The 19,592-nt window shown below is 69.4% G+C and carries 11 protein-coding genes; 8 read left to right on the forward strand and 3 right to left on the reverse strand.

The annotated features are described in order from the left end of the window. Positions 1-4: 4 nt before the first annotated feature. Both AC4OXY_RS35325 and AC4OXY_RS35330 read left to right on the forward strand, forming a co-directional pair. Positions 5-1,276: a sugar ABC transporter permease gene (locus tag AC4OXY_RS35325; protein WP_491991656.1), complete on the forward strand. Its 1,272-nt coding sequence runs from the start codon at positions 5-7 to the stop codon at positions 1,274-1,276. A 125-nt stretch (positions 1,277-1,401) separates the two neighbouring features. Continuing rightward, positions 1,402-2,505, forward strand: coding sequence for a sugar ABC transporter substrate-binding protein (locus tag AC4OXY_RS35330; RefSeq protein WP_491991657.1), 1,104 nt, complete (start codon positions 1,402-1,404; stop codon positions 2,503-2,505). A gap of 156 nt (positions 2,506-2,661) precedes the next feature. Here AC4OXY_RS35330 and AC4OXY_RS35335 read toward each other — a convergent pair whose 3' ends face one another. After that, positions 2,662-4,191, reverse strand: coding sequence for a helix-turn-helix domain-containing protein (locus AC4OXY_RS35335; RefSeq protein ID WP_356021694.1), 1,530 nt, complete (start codon positions 4,189-4,191; stop codon positions 2,662-2,664). Positions 4,192-4,561: 370 nt separating this feature from the next. On the opposite strand from AC4OXY_RS35335, the gene acnA reads away from it, so the two are divergent. The 3 genes from acnA to AC4OXY_RS35350 all read left to right on the forward strand — a co-directional run bounded on the left by acnA (position 4,562) and on the right by AC4OXY_RS35350 (position 8,962). Continuing rightward, positions 4,562-7,276, forward strand: coding sequence for an aconitate hydratase AcnA (acnA, locus tag AC4OXY_RS35340; RefSeq protein WP_491991658.1), 2,715 nt, complete (start codon positions 4,562-4,564; stop codon positions 7,274-7,276). Between the two features lie 187 nt (positions 7,277-7,463). After that, positions 7,464-7,625, forward strand: coding sequence for a hypothetical protein (locus tag AC4OXY_RS35345; protein WP_491991659.1), 162 nt, complete (start codon positions 7,464-7,466; stop codon positions 7,623-7,625). Next, positions 7,598-8,962, forward strand: a complete 1,365-nt coding sequence (locus tag AC4OXY_RS35350; protein ID WP_491991660.1) for a sensor histidine kinase — start codon at positions 7,598-7,600, stop codon at positions 8,960-8,962. Before AC4OXY_RS35345 ends, AC4OXY_RS35350 begins: the two co-directional genes overlap by 28 nt. Here AC4OXY_RS35350 and AC4OXY_RS35355 read toward each other — a convergent pair. Further along, a complete protein-coding gene (locus tag AC4OXY_RS35355) occupies positions 8,923-11,592 on the reverse strand; it encodes a SpoIIE family protein phosphatase (RefSeq protein ID WP_491991661.1) in 2,670 nt (889 codons plus the stop codon). The genes AC4OXY_RS35350 and AC4OXY_RS35355 overlap by 40 nt on opposite strands. A gap of 328 nt (positions 11,593-11,920) precedes the next feature. Beyond that, on the reverse strand, positions 11,921-15,724 hold the full coding sequence (locus tag AC4OXY_RS35360; protein ID WP_491991662.1) for a GH92 family glycosyl hydrolase: 3,804 nt from the start codon (positions 15,722-15,724) through the stop codon (positions 11,921-11,923). Positions 15,725-16,075: 351 nt separating this feature from the next. Between AC4OXY_RS35360 and ngcE the strand changes: the two genes are divergently transcribed. The 3 genes from ngcE to AC4OXY_RS35375 are packed head-to-tail and all read left to right on the forward strand — an operon-like array spanning position 16,076 to position 19,406. Continuing rightward, complete coding sequence (ngcE, locus tag AC4OXY_RS35365; protein WP_356021705.1) at positions 16,076-17,521, forward strand: N-acetylglucosamine/diacetylchitobiose ABC transporter substrate-binding protein; 1,446 nt, start codon at positions 16,076-16,078, stop codon at positions 17,519-17,521. A 28-nt stretch (positions 17,522-17,549) separates the two neighbouring features. Beyond that, positions 17,550-18,476 (forward strand): carbohydrate ABC transporter permease, encoded by a 927-nt coding sequence (locus AC4OXY_RS35370; protein ID WP_356021707.1) that lies wholly within the window; start codon positions 17,550-17,552, stop codon positions 18,474-18,476. Positions 18,477-18,482: 6 nt separating this feature from the next. After that, a complete protein-coding gene (locus tag AC4OXY_RS35375; protein ID WP_362821577.1) occupies positions 18,483-19,406 on the forward strand; it encodes a carbohydrate ABC transporter permease in 924 nt (307 codons plus the stop codon). Positions 19,407-19,592: the final 186 nt, after the last annotated feature.

A 19,592-nucleotide genomic window follows, 5' to 3' on the forward strand; every position in this document is an offset into this window, starting at 1 on the left:
AGGGATGCGTGACATGCCGGACGAGACGCGGGCCGATCCCGCAGCAGCCACCGCAGAGGCCCCTCAGCGCCGGGCCAGGAGGGTCGTCACCCGTGCGGCGGCGGGCTGGATCGCCGTCCGGCGGCGCAGGCTGAGCGCCGGTGAGCTGGGCTACCTTCCCGTCACCCTCGTTCTCGCCGCGGTCTGGATCATCTTCCAGTGCATCAACTCCGCCTTCCTCTCGCCCCGTAACCTGTCCAACCTCAGCGTGGACATCGTGGGCACGGGCCTCATCGCGGTCGGCATGGTCTTCGTGCTGCTGCTCGGTGAACTCGACCTGTCGGTCGGCTCGATCAGCGGGCTCGCCGCCGCGGTCTTCGCGGTGCTGAACGTCAACAACGGCGTGCCGGAATGGCTTGCCCTGATCGCCGCCGTGCTGACGGGCACCGCGGCAGGAGCCGTCCAGGGGTACTCCGTCGCCAGGACCGGGGTGCCGGCCTTCGTGGTCACCCTCGCCGGGCTGCTGACGTGGAACGGCCTCATGCTCGCCATCCTCGGCACCAGCGGCACCGTCAACCTCGACGAGAACGGGCTCATCGCCCACCTGACCAGCTACTACTTCACCAACGCCGGCGTCGCCTACGCGGTGGCGGCACTCGCCACAGCTCTGGTCTTTCTCACCTCCTACCGGAACAGGCGCCGCCGCAGGGCCGTCGGCATGTCACACCGCCCGCTGCACACCATCGGGGTGCGCACAGGAGTAGTGGCGGTGATCGCGTTCGCCTCCGCCTATCTGCTGAACCAGTTCCAGGGCCTGCCGCTGGCTCTGCTGATCTTCCTCGCCGTCGTGGCGGGCCTCGACATCGTGCTCCGGCGCACGCCCTGCGGACGGCAGGTCTACGCGCTGGGGAGCAGCATCGAGGCGGCCCGTCGCGCCAGCCTCAGCGTGACCGGCGTCCAGACGGCCGTGCTCGCGGTCTCCGGCACCCTGGCGGCGACCGGCGGCCTGTTCCTGGCCTCGCGCATCACGTCGGTGAGCCAGAGCTCCGGCTCCGGCGTCCTGCTGCTCAACGCCATCGCCGCCGCCGTCATCGGCGGCACCAGCCTGTTCGGAGGACGCGGTACGACCTGGTCCGCAGTGCTCGGCATCCTGGTCATCCAGTCGATCGCCTCGGGCATGGCCCTCACTGACACGCCCACCGCCGTCCAGCTGGTGATCACGGGCGGGGTGCTCTTCGCCGCGGTGGTCGTTGACTCACTGTCCCGACACACGCAGCAGGCGCACGGGCGCGCCTGACACGTCCACGGGCGGCGTCGGCGCTGTCCACAGCGACCTGGGCGTGGCGTCGGGGCCGGATACGATGAGAGGTTCCCGCATGTATGTTGGATGAAGGGACGATTTGCACAGATAAGAAAGTACCGATGAGGCTCAGATCCGTCCTCTGCTCCACTGCTTCCGCCCTCTCCGCACTGGTGCTGCTCAGCGCCTGCAGCGGCGGCTCCGGCGTCACGGCCCCGTCGAGCGGCGGCCAGCCGCTGGTCGGCGTCGAGTACCCGCGCTCCGACACCGACTTCTGGAACGCGTACATCAAGTACACGCCGGAGTACGCCAAGCAGCTCGGCCTCTCGCTCAAGACCACCAACTCGCAGAACGATGTCGCCAAACTCGCCGCCAACGTGCAGACACTCATCCTCCAGGGCGTCAAGGGCATCGCGATGGCCCCGCAGAGCACATTCGCCATCGCGCCGATCCTGGCGGAGTTGCAGGCGGCGAAGATCCCGGTCGTCACCATCGACACCCGCCCCGACACCGGCAAGGTCTACATGGCGGTCCGCGCCGACAACCGCGCCTACGGCGAGAAGGCATGCAAGTACCTGGGCACCAAGCTGGGCGGCAAGGGCAAGGTCGTGATGCTGGAGGGAGACCTCGCATCGATCAACGGCCGTGACCGCACCGGGGGGTTCAACGACTGCATGAAGAAGAACTACCCGGGCATCAAGGTGTTCGGCGAGGCCACCAACTGGGACGGCGCCGTCGCCGCGCAGAAGCTCCAGACCGACCTGACGGCCCACCCGGACGTCAAGGGCATCTACATGCAGTCCAGCTTGGCCCTGTCCGGCACGCTCCACGTGCTCAAGCAGCAGGGGCTGTTCGTCGGCCCGAAGGACAAGAAGCACGTGTTCGTCGTCTCCAACGACGGCATCCCCAGGGAGCTCAAGGACATCTCCAACGGCACCATCGACGCCACCGTGTCCCAGCCGGTCGACCTTTATGCCGAGTACGCCCTGTACTACCTGAAGGCCGCGATCGACGGGAAGACGTTCAAGCCGGGCAGGACCGACCACGAGAGCACCATCGTGCGGGTCCGCGACGGACTTCTGGAAGACCAGCTCTCCGCCCCGCTCGTCACCGCCGACGGCGGCACGTACGGCGGCGTCCCCAGCCTCAAGAGCACCGACTCGTCTCTGTGGGGCAACAGCCTCGGGTCTGTGCGGCCAACGGCCCTGTCTCGCATTCGGTGGTGACGGAGCGTGCCGCTGTGCGGCAACGCGCTGCGCAGCGACCGGAAGACTTCGGGCCCGGCCGAAAGTCCCACAGAGTCCCAGAGGCGCCGCCACCTCCCGCCCGCCTCGCGTTCATGCAGGTCAGGATGGGTGTGGCGGCGCTTTTTCTGAAGAGTGTCAGATGTCCCGGAAGATCTCGATCTGCGCCCCGATGGAATTGAGCCGCTCGGCGAGGTCCTCGTAACCGCGGTTGATGACATACACGTTGCGCAGCACCGAGGTGCCCTCCGCCGCCATCATCGCCAGCAGGACGACCACGGCGGGGCGCAGCGCCGGCGGGCACATCATCTCGGCGGCGCGCCAGCGGGTCGGGCCCTCGACCAGGACCCGGTGCGGGTCGAGGAGCTGGAGGCGGCCGCCGAGGCGGTTGAGGTCGGTGAGGTAGATCGCGCGGTTGTCGTAGACCCAGTCGTGGATGAGGGTCTGGCCCTGCGCGGTCGCCGCGATCGCCGCGAAGAACGGGACGTTGTCGATGTTCAGGCCCGGGAAGGGCATCGGGTGGATCTTGTCGATCGGCGCCTCCAGCTTGGAGGGGCGGACCGTGAGGTCGACCAGGCGCGTACGGCCGTTGTCCGCGCAGTACTCGGGGCTGCGGTCGTGGTCGAGGCCCATCTCCTCCAGGACCGCCAGCTCGATCTCCAGGAACTCGATGGGGACCCGGCGGACCGTCAGCTCCGACTCCGTCACCACGGCGGCGGCCAGCAGGCTCATCGCCTCGACCGGGTCCTCGGAGGGGGAGTAGTCCACGTCGACGTCGATGTTCGGCATGCCGTGCACGGTCAGCGTCGTCGTGCCGATCCCCTCGACCTTGACGCCGAGCGCCTCCAGGAAGAAGCACAGGTCCTGGACCATGTAGTTGGAGGAGGCGTTGCGGATGACCGTCACGCCGTCGTGCCGGGCGGCGGCCAGCAGCGCGTTCTCGGTCACGGTGTCGCCGCGCTCGGTCAGCACGATCGGACGGTCGGGGCGGACCGTGCGGTCGACCCGCGCGTGGTACTGCCCCTCGGTGGCCGCGATGTCCAGACCGAACCGGCGCAGCGCGATCATGTGCGGCTCGATGGTCCGGGTGCCCAGGTCGCAGCCGCCGGCGTACGGCAGCTTGAAGGCGTCCATGCGGTGCAGCAGCGGGCCGAGGAACATGATGATCGAGCGGGTGCGTACGGCCGCCTCGGCGTCGATCGCCGCGATCTCCAGCTCGGCCGGCGGCACCAGCTCCAGGTCGACGCCGTCGTTGATCCAGCGGGTGCGCACGCCGATGGAGTTCAGCACCTCCAGGAGGCGGTACACCTCCTCGATGCGGGCCACCCGGCGCAGCACCGTGCGGCCCTTGTTGAGCAGCGAGGCGCACAGCAGCGCCACGCAGGCGTTCTTGCTCGTCTTCACGTCGATGGCACCGGACAGCCGGCGGCCGCCGACGACCCGCAGATGCATGGGACCGGCGTACCCCAGCGACACGATCTCGCTGTCCAGCGCCTCACCGATGCGCGCGATCATCTCAAGGCTGATGTTCTGGTTGCCCCGCTCGATGCGGTTGACCGCACTCTGACTGGTGCCGAGCGCCTCCGCGAGCTGCGTCTGTGTCCAGCCACGGTGTTGCCGGGCGTCACGGATGAGCTTGCCGATGCGTACGAGGTAGTCGTCTGACATGAGACTGAGGCTATCTCAGATATGAGATGGCGCCCGTCAGGGGGGTCCATTCGAGTGATGTCGCGTCAGTGACCAGTGAATTCACGGGTGATGGGGCCATCTGGGTGATTTGTCCGTTAATCGCGGTTAGTTGCGAAAGCGGGGAAGGTGTGGTTCGTGTCGCCGAAAAACGGCAGGGTTCGGCCCGACCCGGCATGACCATCCGGCGGCCATGTACTAGAGTTATCTCGACATCGAGATATCTGCCAGGCGCACCGCACCCCGCCACCCGCTAAGGGTTACCTAACTTAGCCTTACCTTAGCGGATCGGTCAGACCGGCGTGGCGGCACGATTGACGGTGGTACGCGCACATCAATGAAGGAGACTGTCGTGTCGGCGAACAGCTTCGACGCCCGCAGCACGCTGCAGGTGGGCGACGAGTCGTACGAGATCTTCCGGCTGGACAAGGTGGAAGGCTCGGCCCGCCTTCCGTACAGCCTGAAGGTGCTGCTGGAGAACCTGCTCCGCACCGAGGACGGCGCGAACATCACCGCCGACCACATCCGTGCCCTCGGCGGCTGGGACTCCCAGGCCCAGCCCAGCCAGGAGATCCAGTTCACGCCGGCCCGCGTGATCATGCAGGACTTCACCGGCGTCCCCTGCGTCGTGGACCTCGCGACCATGCGTGAGGCCGTGAAGGAGCTGGGCGGCGACCCGGCGAAGATCAACCCGCTGGCCCCGGCCGAGCTGGTCATCGACCACTCCGTCATCGCCGACAAGTTCGGCACCAACGACGCCTTCAAGCAGAACGTCGAGCTGGAGTACGGCCGCAACAAGGAGCGCTACCAGTTCCTGCGCTGGGGCCAGACCGCCTTCGACGAGTTCAAGGTCGTCCCGCCGGGCACCGGCATCGTCCACCAGGTGAACATCGAGCACCTGGCGCGGACCGTCATGGTCCGTAACGGCCAGGCCTACCCCGACACGCTCGTCGGCACCGACTCGCACACCACCATGGTCAACGGCCTCGGTGTGCTCGGCTGGGGCGTCGGCGGCATCGAGGCCGAGGCCGCCATGCTCGGCCAGCCGGTCTCCATGCTCATCCCGCGCGTCGTCGGCTTCAAGCTGACCGGCGAGCTCAAGCCGGGCACGACCGCCACGGACCTCGTCCTCACCATCACCGAGATGCTGCGCAAGCACGGTGTGGTCGGCAAGTTCGTCGAGTTCTACGGCGAGGGCGTCGCCGCCACCTCCCTGGCCAACCGCGCCACCATCGGCAACATGTCGCCGGAGTTCGGCTCCACCGCCGCGATCTTCCCGATCGACGGCGAGACCCTGAACTACCTGCGCCTGACCGGCCGCAGCGAGCAGCAGGTCGCGCTCGTCGAGGCGTACGCCAAGGAGCAGGGCCTCTGGCTCGACCCGGCGGCCGAGCCCGACTTCTCCGAGAAGCTGGAGCTCGACCTGTCGACGGTCGTCCCGTCGATCGCCGGTCCGAAGCGTCCGCAGGACCGCATCGTCCTTGCCAATGCCGCCCAGCAGTTCGCGCTCGACGTCCGCAACTACGTGGACACCGCCGACGAGGCGGGCAAGGAGTCCTTCCCGGCCTCCGACGCCCCGGCGTCCGTCAACGGCGTCCCGTCCAACCCGGTCACCGTGACCGCCCCCGACGGCACGTCGTACGAGATCGACCACGGCGCGGTCACCGTCGCGGCCATCACCTCCTGCACCAACACCTCGAACCCGTACGTCATGGTCGCCGCCGCGCTGGTGGCCAAGAAGGCGGTCGAGAAGGGCCTGACCCGCAAGCCCTGGGTCAAGACCACCCTCGCCCCGGGCTCCAAGGTCGTCACCGACTACTTCGCGAAGGCGGGCCTGACCCCGTACCTCGACAAGGTCGGCTTCAACCTGGTCGGTTACGGCTGCACCACCTGCATCGGCAACTCCGGCCCGCTGCCGGAGGAGGTCTCCAAGGCCGTCAACGACCACGACCTCGCGGTCACCTCGGTCCTCTCCGGCAACCGGAACTTCGAGGGCCGGATCAACCCCGACGTCAAGATGAACTACCTGGCCTCCCCGCCGCTGGTCGTCGCGTACGCCCTGGCGGGCTCCATGAAGGTGGACATCACCAAGGACGCCCTCGGCACCGACCAGGACGGCAAGCCGGTCTACCTGTCGGACATCTGGCCGACCGAGGCCGAGGTCAACGACGTCGTCGCCAACGCGATCGGCGAGGACATGTTCAACAAGTCCTACGCCGACGTCTTCGCCGGCGACGCCCAGTGGCAGTCCCTCCCGGTCCCGACCGGCAACACCTTCGAGTGGGACACCGAGTCCACCTACGTCCGCAAGCCCCCGTACTTTGAGGGCATGGGCATGGAGCCGGCCCCGGTCGAGGACATCGCGGGCGCCCGCGTCCTCGCCAAGCTCGGCGACTCGGTCACCACCGACCACATCTCGCCCGCCGGTGCCATCAAGGCCGACACCCCGGCCGGCCAGTACCTCACCGAGCACGGTGTGGAGCGTCGTGACTTCAACTCCTACGGCTCCCGCCGAGGCAACCACGAGGTCATGATCCGCGGCACGTTCGCCAACATCCGCCTGCGCAACCAGATCGCGCCGGGCACCGAGGGCGGCTACACCCGCGACTTCACCCAGGCCGACGCGCCGGTGTCGTTCATCTACGACGCCTCGCGCAACTACATCGAGCAGGGCATCCCGCTGGTCGTCCTGGCCGGCAAGGAGTACGGCTCCGGCTCGTCCCGCGACTGGGCCGCCAAGGGCACCGCGCTCCTCGGTGTCAAGGCCGTCATCGCCGAGTCGTACGAGCGCATCCACCGCTCGAACCTCATCGGCATGGGCGTCCTGCCGCTCCAGTTCCCGGAGGGCCAGTCCGCCGAGTCCCTCGGCCTGACCGGTGAGGAGACCTTCTCCTTCGCCGGCGTCACCGAGCTGAACAACGGCACCACGCCGCGCACGGTCAAGGTCACCACCGACACGGGCGTCGAGTTCGACGCGGTCGTCCGCATCGACACCCCCGGTGAGGCCGACTACTACCGCAACGGCGGCATCATGCAGTACGTGCTGCGCAACCTGATCCGCAAGTAAGCGGTCGCGCAGGGCAGTTGAGGGCCGCCTCCCCGGTGACGGGGAGGCGGCCCTTCGCCGTGCCCGGGCCGGGTCATCACCGGTCCTCAGGCTGAACACAGGGTTCCCCCAGCGAACCGGAACAGAATCCGTACATGTCTGACACCCCCGGGTCCCGGAGATGAGCCCCCGACCGAGGGGCCGCTCGTTGCGTACCCGCCTCCTGCTCCTCGTCACCGCCACCCTCGTCGGCGTCCGCGCCGTCCTCGCGCTCACCGCCGTCCTCGCGCTCACCGCCGTCCTCGCCCAACACGCGTTGCTCATGGGCGCGTTGGACGACCGGTGGGCGTCGCCGCCGCAGCTGGCGTAACCGGCGCCGCCCGCCATCCGTCCCGCCCCGCCGACCTCGCCTTCCTCGGCACCGGCGGCCACCCGGACGGACTGCTCGCCGCCCGCTTCGACACCGGCGGTGTCGTCCTGGCCGCCGCGGTCGTCCGCGCGGACGACGGCCCGCGCCCGCTCCGCGCCGCCCGGCGCGCCGCCCTCACCGGCGTCCCCGACGACGGCTCGGCCCACACCCGCACCGTCCCCGGACTCGGCGCCTACCGCGTCACCGCCCTCGGCGCCGACGGCATCCGCGTTTTGGCCGGCCTGCCCCAGGACGACGTACGGCACACCCTCGGCCAGTTCGTGCGCATCGGGGCCGCGGCCGCCGGCACCGTCCTCCTCCTCGCGGGCGCAGGCTGCGCCCTCGCCGTCCGCCGCCGGCTGCACCCGCTCGGCCACCTCGCCGCCACCGCCGCCGAGGTCGCCCGGACCCCGCTCACCCCCGACCGGCCCGGCCCGCCCGCCCGCATCCCCGCGCCCGACGCCGACCCCGGCACCGAGACCGGCCAGATCGGCGCCCTCAACCGCATGATCGACCAGGTCGAGGCCGCGCACGCCGCACGCCGACGCGGCGAGGAGCGCGTCCGCCGCTTCATCGCCGACGCCGGCCACGAACTGCGCACCCCGCTCGCCTCCATCGCCGGCTACGCCGAGCTCATGAACCGAGCCCCCGGCCCGGGCGGCGCCGACCCCGCCTGGCGCCGGACCGGCACCGAGCCCGCCCGGCTGACCGGCCTGGTCGAGAACCTCCTGCTGCTCGCCCGCCTCGCCGAGGACCGGCCCGCGCAGACGCCGACGGTGGACCTCGCCGTGCTGGCCGCCGAGGCGGTACGGAACGCCCGATCCACCGGCCCGGACCATGTGTGGCGCCTCGAACTCCCGCCGGAACCAACGCCGTTGGTCACCGGTGACGGACCGCGCCTGGAGCAGGCGCTGTCCGCCCTGCCGGCCAACGCCCGGGTGCACACCCCGCCCGGTACGAGGGTCACCGTCACCGTCGGCAGCACGGCCGGCCGGCCCACCGTCCGGGTCCGCGACGACGGCCCCGGCATCCCGCCCGCCCTGCTGCCCACCGTCTTCGACCCCTTCACCCGCGCCGACCCGTCCCGCACCCGCCGGGGCCTCGCCGAGGGCGGCTCCGGACTGGGCCCCGCGGTGGCGCCGGCGATCGAAGCCGCCCACCGGGGCCGCCTCGACGTCCGCAGCGAGCCGGGCCGCACCGGGTTCCGCATCGGGCTCCCCGCCGCGCGGCAGCCCCGCCCGCCCGGCCCCGCGGTGGGCTACGGCAGCGCCTGCTCCGCCCAGATCACCTTGCCCTGAGGGCTGTACCGGACGCCCCAGCGCTCGGTCATCTGCGACACCAGGAACAGCCCTCGGCCGCCCTCGTCGGTCGTCGCGGCGTACCGCAGATGCGGCGAGGTGTTGCTCCCGTCGGCCACCTCGCAGATCAGCGCGCGGTCGCGGATCAGCCGCAGCCGGATCGGATCGGATCCGTAGCGGATGGCGTTGGTGACCAGCTCGCTCAGGACGAGTTCCGTGGCGAAGCCCAGCTCGTCGAGGCCCCACTCCGCCATTTTCGCGGTCACGGTCAGGCGCATGTCCGACACGGCGGCCGGATCGCGGGGCACGTCCCACTCGGCGACCCGGTCGGGCGCCAGCGCCCGGGTGCGCGCGACGAGCACCGCGACGTCGTCCGTGGGCCGCCCGGGCAGCAGCTCGTCCAGCACCGCCTGGCACATCTCGTCCGGCGACCGGTCCGGGTGCCGTGTCAGCGACTGCCGCAGCAGCTCCATGCCCACGTCCAGATCGCGGGTGCGGTCCTCGATCAGACCGTCGGTGTACAGCACCAGCCGGGTGTCCTCGGCCAGCTCCAGCTCGGCCGTCTGGAACGGCATGCCCCCGATGCCGAGCGGGGGCCCGGCCGGCAGCTCGGCGAAGGCGACACTGCCGTCGGGCCGGACCAGCGCCGGTGCCAGATGCCCCGCCCGCGCCATGGTGCAGCGGCGTGTGATCGGGTCGTAGATCGCGTACAGACAGGTGGCGCCGGTGATCTCCCCGGTCGCCTCCGCACCGGCCTCGTCCTGGTCGATCCGGCCGACCAGGTCGTCGAGGTGGCTCAGCAGCTCGTCGGGCGGCAGATCGAGGGTGGAGAAGTTGTGCACCGCGGTACGCAGCCGTCCCATGGTGGCGGCCGCGTGCAGACCGTGGCCGACGACGTCGCCGACGACCAGCGCCACCCGGCCGCCCGGCAGGGGGATCACGTCGAACCAGTCCCCGCTCACCCCGGACTGCGCGGGAAGGTAGCGGTACCCGACGTCGAGGGCGCTCTGCTCGGGCAGCGCGCGCGGCAGCAGGCTGCGCTGCAGGGTGACCGCCAGCGCGTGCTCACGGGCGTAGCGGCGGGCGTTGTCGATGTTGACCGCGGCGCGTGCCACCAGCTCCTCGGCCAGCGACACGTCCTCCTCGTCGAAGGGGTCCCGCTTGGCCCGGTAGAAGTTCGCCATGCCCAGGACGACGCCGCGGGCGCGGATCGGGGCGACGATCAGCGACTGGATGCCGTACTCCAGGATCGCGCGGGAGCGCTCGGGGTCCTGGGCCTGCCAGTCCGGCGCGGCGGACAGGTCGGCCACCAGCTCGGAGCGGCCGCTGCCGTACCCCCGGGCCTGGGGAGTGATCGGCAGGAAGTCGATCAGCCGGTCCTTCTCGTAGAGCGGATGGTCGTCCCGGATCCCGCACATGGCGATGCGCCGCAGGTCCGTCGCGGTGGCGGCCGGCTCGTCGCCGTACAGCACGGCGTCGGCCAGGTCCACCGTGACGAAGTCGGCGAACCGCGGTACGGCGACCCGCGCCAGCTCGTCCGCGGTGCTCCCCACGTCGAGGGTGGTGCCGATGCCCACACCGGCGTCGTACAGCAGCTTGAGCCGCTCCCGGGCGACCTCCGCCCGGCCGGACAGTGCCTGCAGTTCGGTGGTGTCGCGCAGGGTCACCACGGTGCCTCCGGGGCCTCCGGCGCTGTCGGTGGGGCGCTGGTTGACCGCCAGCAGCCGCTCCCCGGCGAAGAGCACCTCGTCGGTGGCCTCGCGATGGGAGACGAGCAGTTCCACGACGTCCGGATCGAGGTCCGGCAGCTGCGACGGGTGGCGTCCCTCGACCTCGGCGGGCAGGTCCAGCAGCCGCTTGGCCTCGTCGTTGACCAGCAGCAGCCGCCCGTCGGCACCGACGATGAGCACGCCTTCGCGCACGGAGTGCAGCACCGTGTCGTGGTGCTCGTACATGCGGGTCATCTCGTCGGGCGCCAGGCTGTGGGTCTGCCGTCGCAGGCGCCTGCCCACCAGCGCCGTGCCGCCGGTCGACGCCACGAGCGCCCCGGCCCCCGCCGTCAGGATGATCGGCAGCTGCCGGTTGACCGCGTTGGTGATGTTCTTGACCTTCAGCCCGGCGGAGACGAGGGCGACCACCTTGCCGTGGGCGTCGTCGACCGGAACGGTCGCCTGCTCCTCGTGGCCGAGCGGGCCGTGGACGCTCTCCGTGTAGACCTTGCCGGCCAGCGACGGCGCGATCTGGCCCACGAACCGGTGCCCGATCTTGCTGGGGATCGGGTGCGTGTAGCGGATGCCGTGCGTGTCCATGACGACGATGAAGTCGACGCCCGCGGCCTTGCGCGTCGTCTCGGTGATCGGCTGGAGGATCTTGGACGGATCGGGCGTGCGCAGCGCCGGCAGGAGGCCGGGGGAGTGGGCGAAGGTCTGGGCGACGGCGATGGACCGGCGCCTGGCCTCGGCGCCGGTGTCCCGTTGCGACTGGAGGAACAGGGCGAGGACGCCGCAGATGACGAGGACCACGACCAGCGCCACTTGCAGGACCATGACCTGCCCGGCGACGCTCCGCGGGCTCTTGCCGATCACAGAGCGCCAGGAGAGACGCCTGAATCGCTCAGGCATGTCCGACATGCGGCCTTTGTAGCACTCATGTTCGCCGGGTGGCTATGGCTGGTCCGCGACTCGGACAGCTCTGGGCGGACCCGGTGCTCAGGACGCACCGGGTCCGCGAGCCGGGCGGGCGAGGGGGGTGGGTGTGTCCGCCCGGATGGTGCCGGCTTGCGGCGACAACGTTGTCTTGCCCCTGACCATGACTCTACCGGCCCGACCGCGAAGGACGTCAACCCGCTTGAGGTAGCTCGACCGGGTGATCCCGCGCGCGCCGACCCCGGCGCGCGCGGTCCTCCGTGGTACGGGTGGCGCACGGTGCCGTTTCTGAGGCGTGTGCGCCGTCCCCGCCTCAGGCCAGCAGCTCCACCTCCGCCAGCGTCGATGCACGGTCCAGCACCAGCCGGTACTTCGCGTACGTGCCCGGCGTCGCGATGGTGAACGCCCGCGTCTGGCGGTCCCAGGGGAACGCCTCGGCGGAGCGGTGGTCCAGCGTCTTCCACGTGGAACCGTCCGCCGAGCCCTGGAGGGTCCAGCCGGCCGGTGCCCCGGTGTGGTCGGCCGGGGACGTCAGGGTGTATTGGACGGCCCTGACCGCGTGGTCGACCGGGAGGTCCACCGAGGTGACCGTGGCCTCGGTCGCCGACGTGTTGTCGAACAGCGGCCCGTCGCCCTTCAGCACGTCCGCCCGGGGCACCGGCACCTTGTCGTCCTGGGTCAGGGAGACCGGCCCCGCGTTCCTGCCCGTGCCCCACGCCGAGGGACGGGCGCCCATGGCGAACGTCAGCTCGCCGCCCTTCGAGAGCAGCGAGTGGGGGAGCGAAGTGGAGTTCCAGGGGCGGCCGTCGAAGGTCACGCCCTGGACGTAGACGTTCTTCGCGCTGTTCGCCGGGGCCTTGATCACCAGGTCCCGGCCGTTCTCCAGGTGCACGGTGACCTGCTTGAACAGCGGGGAGCCGATGGAGTAGTCACCGCTGCCGGGCACCAGGGGGTAGAAGCCGAGCGCCGAGAAGAGGTACCAGCCCGACTGCTCGCCGTTGTCCTCGTCGCCGTGGTAGCCCTGCCCGATCTCGCTGCCGAGGTAGAGCCGGGAGAGGATCTCGCGGACCGCCGCCTGGGTCTTCCAGGGCTGCCCGGCCGCGTCGTACAGGTACGGGATGTGGTGCGCGGGCTGGTTGGACTGCCCGAGCATGCCCATGCGGACGTCGCGCGCCTCGGTCATCTCGTGGATGACACCGCCGTAGGAGCCGACGAAGTCCGGGGAGGCCGTCTCCGGGGTGGCGAAGAACGTGTCCAGCTTGTGGGCGAGCGCCTGCCGGCCGCCGTACAGGTCGGCCAGCCCCCGGGTGTCCTGCGGGACGGTGAAGGCGTCGCCCCAGCCGTTGGTCTCCGTGTAGTCGTAGCCCCACACGCGAGGGTCGTACGCCGACGGGTCCAGCCGCCGGTTCCCCTGGTCGTCCCGGCCCTGGAAGAAGCCGACCTCCGGGTCGAACAGGTTCACGTAGTCGCGGGCGCGGTTGAGGAAGTACTCCGACTCGTCCTTGTAGTGCTTCTCGCCCGTCTTCCTGTACAGCGCCTCGCCCATCCGCGCGATGCCGTAGTCGTTGATGTACCCCTCCATCGCCCACGACAGGCCCTCGGTGGTGGAGGTGCTGGTGTAGCCGAGGAACGGCGAGGTGGCCATGCCCTTGCGGCCCACGCCCGACATCGGCGGGACGACGGTCGCGTTCTTCAGGGCCGCCTGGTACGCCGCCTTCGCGTCGAAGCGCACCCCCTTGACGTAGGCGTCGGCGAACGCCACGTCCGAGGAGGTGCCGGTCATCAGGTCGGCGTAGCCGGGCGAGGACCAGCGGGAGGTCCAGCCGCCGTCCTTGTACTGCTGCACGAACCCGTCGATCATCGCGCCCGCCTGAGTGGGCGTCAGGAACGAGTACGCCGGCCACGTGGTCCGATAGGTGTCCCAGAAGCCGTTGTTGACGTACACCTGGCCGTCGACGATCTTCGCGCCGGTGTGCGTCGGGGTGTCCTGGCTCGGCATGGGGGAGAAGGGGGACGCGTACTGGTCCTTCCCGTTCACCTTCTCGAAGCCCGAGTTCGGGTACAGGTACAGCCGGTACATGCTGGAGTACAGCGTGGTCAGCTGGTCCGGGGTCGCCCCGCGCACCTCGACCTTGCCGAGCAGCCTGTCCCAGGCGCGCTGGGCCCGGTCCTTCACGGCGTCGAAGGAGGTGCCGTCGGGGATCTCCTGGCGCAGGTTGTCCTTGGCCTGGTCGACGCCGATCAGCGAGGTCGCCAGGCGCAGGGTGACCGTGTGGTCCGCGCCCGCGGCGAACCGCAGATAGCCCTTCACCCCGCTCGAACCGCCGTCCGTCACCGGCTTGTCGAACGTGCCGTACACGAACAGCCGGGTCGCCCCCGTCGACAGGCCGGACTTCACGTCCGAGTAGCCGGTGACGGTCCCGTGCTCCTTGTCGAGGGTCAGCCCCGCCTGCTCGGTGACGTTGTCGAAGAGCACGCTCGCGTCGTCGCCGGGGTAGGTGAAGCGCAGCACCGCCGCGTGGTCGGTCGGGGTCATCTCGGCCTTGAGGCCGTTCTCGAAGCGGACCCCGTAGTAGTACGGCCGCGCGGTCTCGTTCTCGTGCCGGAACGGCAGTTGGCGTGCCTCGCGCCCGGTGTCCGGGGTGCCGGACGCGGCCGACGGCATCAGCTGGAAGGTCTGCCGGTCGCCCATCCACGGGCTCGGCTCATGGCTCGCGCTGAACGCCTGGATCGTCGGCAGGTTGTCGTCGTTGTTCGCGCGCGCGTACTCGTACAGCCAGCTCAGCGAGGACGCGTTCGTCACCGGCGTCCAGAAGTTGAAGCCGTGCGGCAGCGCGGTCGCGGGGAAGTCGTTGCCGCGCGAGAAGCTGCCGCTGGAGTTGGTGCCGCGGGTGGTCAGCGCGTAGTCCGACAGATGCGCCCGCGGCTTCTCGGGTGCCACCGGTCTCAGCGCCACGTCGTCGATCCAGCCCCGGAACTTCGCGGGCCCGGCGGGGGAGTCGTACCCGACGAGGATCCGGTCGACCGTCTTGCCGGCCGCGACCGAGCCGATCCGCGAGAGCACGTCGTTCCACTGGTTGACGTACAGCGCCTTCGAGGTGCCCTGCCCGCGCGGCGACAGCGGGAACCCGTGCTGGTCGAGGGCGCCCAGGTCGCTCAGGTACGTCCCGTCGGTGAAGGCCAGGTCCAGGGAGACGTTCGTGGCGTCGTAGTCCCGGTCGCCGTCCGCCATCGACGGGAAGATCCGGTACGACAGCTGGGTGTCGGCGCCGACCTTCACATGCACGCCGAAGACCTTGTTGTACGAGTACGCGCGGCCCGGCGTCGTGTGCCGCCCGGCGTAGCGCAGTGCCCTCTTTCCGGTGAACCCGGCGCGTGCCTTGGCCGTCGGCGAGGCGGTCGGGCCGTGGTCGACCACGGTCTGCATGTCCTCGGGGACGGGGCCCCCGGTGCCGCCGGTGGAGAACTGGACGTCGGCGAGCTGGAGGATGTCGGGGGCGCCGCCGTTCTTCGTGATCTCCAGCCGGAAGTGCTGGTACTCGGCCGGCTGGGCCAGGTCGTACGACCTGGTCTGGAACCGCTCGGAGAAGGTCTCGCCGGAGCGGGTGTCGACGCTCTTCCAGTCCTTGCCGTCCGTGGAGCCGAGGAGCGTCCAGTCCCTCGGGTCGCGCTCGGCGTGATCGTTGGCCGAGGTGAGCGCGTACGTCACCAGCCTGACGGGCCTGTCGAGGTCGAACTCCGCCCAGCCGGTGGGCTGGAACGTCAGCCACTTGGTCCCGGGGTCGCCGTCGACCAGGTTCTCCTTCACCTCGCCGGCGCCCGTGTTCTCGCCGCTCGCCCGGACGCCGGTGACATGGTCCGTCACATTGCCCGGGATGCCGGTGCTGTAGCCGCCGTCGACGCCCGAGGCGCGCTTGCCGCCGTCGGGCGCGGTGTCCACGGTGTCGATCCAGTCGGGTGCCGGGTCTCCCGCCTCGAACGAGGACGCGAACTCGCCGCCGGCGGCCGGGGCCCTGGCGGGCAGGGCGACCGCCGCGCCCTGTGCGCCGACGGCCATGACAAAGGCGGCCGTGAGGACGGCCGCCGGACCCCATCTGTGCCGAGTTCTCCGCTGCATCTACGGATTCCCCTCCTGCGCCCTGTGTCGGACAACGTTGTCAAGCTCCGGGCGTAGGAACCAGTAGGGCGTCAAGTGGCCGGTGGTGTCAAGGGTGTTGGGTGTGGCATTCAGGGACTTATGCCGCGAGTTTTTCCGCCACCGGTGCGACGGAGGCCGGTATTTCCGCGAGGTCTCAACTCGGAAAAGACCCTTGGTGAACCGTGCATTCGATCTTGCTACCGTGGCGGGAAGTGGACTATACCTGTCGGCACTTCCAGCGTGACCCTGCACCACCCAGCTTGACCCGACAGCGGTGCCGGGGAGGATCCGGTTCACCGCCTGAGTCCTGGAGAAGGCGAGGACTTGAGCATGGGATCCACCTCGAACAACAGTGCCGAAGGCGTCGGCCGGCGCGATCTGATCAAGCGGTCCGCCGCGCTCGGCCTGGTCGCGGCCCCGGGTATGGGACTGCTGTCCGCCTGTGCGAGCAGCGGCGGAGGCGGCCAGAAGAAGGACAAGGCCGGGAAGAAGACCGCCAAGAACCCGCTGGGCGTCAACGACAGCGCCCAGATGGAATTCGTCCTCTTCGACGGCGGCTTCGGCAAGGAGTACGCCCAGGACGCGGTGAAGATCTATCAGCAGGACTTCCCCAAGGCGCAGGTGAAGTTCTCCGCCACCCAGAAGATCCAGTCCACGCTCCAGCCCCGCTTCAACCAGGGCAACCCGCCGGACCTCATCGACAACTCCGGCGCCGAGCAGATGGACATGGGCGTCCTCGTCGGCAAGAACCAGCTCGCCGACCTCACCCCGCTGCTGGACGCGCCGTCGTACGACGACCCGGGCAAGAAGGTCCGCGACACGCTGCGCCCCGGCATCGTGGAGATGGGCCAGTTCGACGGCAACCCGGTGTGGATCTTCTACTACGCCTACACCGTGTACGGCGTCTGGTACTCGCAGAAGGCGCTGGACTCGCTCGGGGCGGAGTACCCGAAGACCTGGGACGAGATGCTCGCGGTCTGCGAGAAGGCCAAGAAGAAGGGCATGGCGGGCTGGACGTACGCGGGCAAGTACCCGTACTACCTCCCCTTCTCGCTCTACCCGATGATCGGCAAGGTCGGCGGGCGCGAGGTGCTCGACGCCATCGACAACCTGGAGCCGAACGCCTGGAAGCACCCGGCCGTCAAGGCCTGTTTCGAGGCGTACTACGAGCTGTACAAGAAGGGGTACATCCTCAAGGGCACCCCGGGCCTGGACCACATCCAGTCGCAGACCGCCTGGGCCAAGGGCGAGGCGCTCTTCATCCCGAACGGCTCCTGGGTGGAGAACGAGTCGGCGAACGTCATCCCGAAGGACTTCAACCTGGCCGTCTCCGCGCCCTCCGGCATCGACAGCAGCGACAAGCTGCCGTTCGGCACCATCTGGGCCTCCGGCGGTGAGCCGTTCATCGTGCCGGCCAAGGCGGCGAACCCCGAGGGCGGCATGGAGCAGCTGCGCATCATGCTCTCCGAGGCGTCGTCGAAGAACTTCACCAGCAAGGTGAAGTCGCTGACGGCCTACAACGGCGGCACCACCGGCATCACGCTCACCCCGGGCCTCACGTCGGGTGTCGCGGCGCTTCAGCTGGCCGGATCCAACGTGGTGAATCCGCGCCTTCAGGACTGGTACGTGCAGCTCCAGAAGGAGAAGATCGGGGTGTCCGGCCTCGGTGAGATGATGGCCGGCCGGCTCACCCCGGCCGAGGCCATCAAGAAGATCCAGGGATTCGCCGACGAAGCGGCCAAGGACACCACCATCAAGCACTACAAGCACCAGTAAACAGCACCCTGACCGCACCGGAGTGGCGATGCAGCACGGCAAGTACCGGTTCATCGTGGGGTTTCTGGCATTGCCCCTGGGACTGTACGCGCTCTTCGTGGTCTGGCCGTTCATCCAGTCCATCTACTATTCGTTCACGGACTGGACCGGCCTGAGCCCCGAATTCAAGATGGTCGGCTTCGACAACTACACGAGGATGGTCCACGACGACATCTTCTGGAAGTCGCTGGAGCACAGTCTGCTGTTCGCCCTGGTGCTGCCACTGGTGACGATCAGTCTGGCGCTGTTCTTCGCCTTCATGATCAATGTGGGCGGACGGCGGAGGAAGGGCGGCCCCGCGATCTCCGGGGTGCGGGGCTCGTCCTTCTACAAAATCGTCTATTTCTTCCCGCAGGTGCTGTCCATCGCGATCGTCGCGTTGCTGTTCGCCTTCGCGTACAACCCGGACAGCGGCGCGATCAACTCGATACTGCGGGGCATCGGCCTCGGCAGCGTCCAGCCGCTGTGGCTGGGCGATCCGAGCCTCGCGCTGTGGTGCGTGATGGCCGTGCTCGTCTGGTCCACGGTCGGCTTCTTCGTGGTCCTGTTCTCGGCGGGCATGGCCTCGATCCCCACCGAGCTGTACGAGTCGGCGCTGCTCGACGGCGCCGGCCGGGCCGCCACCTTCTTCCGGATCACCCTGCCGCTGCTGTGGGACACCGTGCAGTCCGGCTGGGTCTACATGGGCATCCTCGCGCTCGGCGCCGAGTCGTTCGCGGTCGTACAGATCATGACGACCGGACCGGGCGGGCCCGACTACTCGACCACGGTGCTGGTCCTGTACGTGTACCAGAAGGCGTTCCGGGACGGTCAGGCCGCCTACGCCACCACGATCGGCGTCGCCCTGCTCGTCGTCACCCTCGCCTTCGCGGCGATCGTGATGCGGCTGGGCCGTCGCGAGCGGCTGGAGTTCTGAGAAGCGATGAAGACGACCGAGACCCCCGCACCGCTGCCGGCCGAGTCCGGCGCGACCGTCTCCAAGATCGACGTACCGGTCCCGGGGCCCGCCGGGAAGAAGAAGGAGGGCGGTGTCCTCAACGTCTTCTCCCACGGCGTCCTGATCATCTGGGCGATCATGGTGGTCACGCCGCTGCTGTGGGCGGTGATGACGTCCTTCAAGTCCGACAGCTCCATCTTCTCCTCGCCCTGGTCGCTGCCGGACCACCTGCACTTCGACAACTGGGCGCGGGCCTGGACCGACGCCAACATGGGCGACTACTTCCTCAACACCGTCCTGGTGGTCGGCGGTTCGCTCATCGGCACCCTGGTCCTCGGCTCCATGGCGGCCTACGTCCTCGCCCGCTTCGACTTCCCGGGCAACCGCTTCATCTACTACCTGTTCGTCGGCGGCATGAGCTTCCCGATCATGCTCGCGCTGGTCCCGCTGTTCTACGTCGTGAACAACATGGGCCTGCTGAACACGATCCACGGCCTGATCCTGGTCTACATCGCGTACTCGCTGCCGTTCACCGTCTTCTTCCTGACGGCGTTCTTCCGCACCCTGCCGACCTCGGTGGCGGAGGCGGCGTTCGTGGACGGTGCTTCGCACACGCGTACGTTCTTCCAGATCATGCTGCCCATGGCCAGGCCCGGCCTGATCAGCGTCGGCATCTTCAACTTCCTGGGCCAGTGGAACCAGTACATGCTGCCCACGGTCCTCAACACCGACCCCGACAAGAAGGTCCTCACCCAGGGCCTGGTCCAGCTGGCGGTCAGCCAGGGCTACAAGGGCGACTGGTCCGGCCTCTTCGCGGGCCTGGTCATGGCCATGCTGCCGGTGCTCGGGGCGTACATCGTCTTCCAGCGCCAGGTCGTCCAGGGCCTGACCGCGGGGGCGCTCAAGTAGCCCCCGGAGTCCGACGGAGGTCACCCGTCGCGACCGTCCGTGCGCACGCCGTCCCGCTCTCGGGGCGGCGTGCGCCGCTGTGTGCGCTGTGTCTCCGAGACTCCCGGATACGGTTCAACCTCTTGACGTGAGTCGCCCCGAACGGCTCAGCTTAGAGTTCACTAGTTGGACATACGCGGGGCCTCG

It is taken from the genome of Streptomyces sp. HUAS MG56, from assembly GCF_058673395.1.

Excerpts from the sequence above, each read along its gene's own strand:
- AC4OXY_RS35325 (WP_491991656.1), top strand. The coding sequence starts at position 5 with ATGCGTGACATGCCGGACGAGACGCGGGCCGATCCCGCAGCAGCCACC.
- AC4OXY_RS35330 (WP_491991657.1), top strand. The coding sequence starts at position 1,402 with ATGAGGCTCAGATCCGTCCTCTGCTCCACTGCTTCCGCCCTCTCCGCA.
- AC4OXY_RS35335 (WP_356021694.1), bottom strand. The coding sequence starts at position 4,191 with ATGTCAGACGACTACCTCGTACGCATCGGCAAGCTCATCCGTGACGCC.
- AC4OXY_RS35355 (WP_491991661.1), bottom strand. The coding sequence starts at position 11,592 with ATGTCGGACATGCCTGAGCGATTCAGGCGTCTCTCCTGGCGCTCTGTG.
- AC4OXY_RS35360 (WP_491991662.1), bottom strand. The coding sequence starts at position 15,724 with ATGCAGCGGAGAACTCGGCACAGATGGGGTCCGGCGGCCGTCCTCACG.
- ngcE (WP_356021705.1), top strand. The coding sequence starts at position 16,076 with ATGGGATCCACCTCGAACAACAGTGCCGAAGGCGTCGGCCGGCGCGAT.
- AC4OXY_RS35370 (WP_356021707.1), top strand. The coding sequence starts at position 17,550 with ATGCAGCACGGCAAGTACCGGTTCATCGTGGGGTTTCTGGCATTGCCC.
- AC4OXY_RS35375 (WP_362821577.1), top strand. The coding sequence starts at position 18,483 with ATGAAGACGACCGAGACCCCCGCACCGCTGCCGGCCGAGTCCGGCGCG.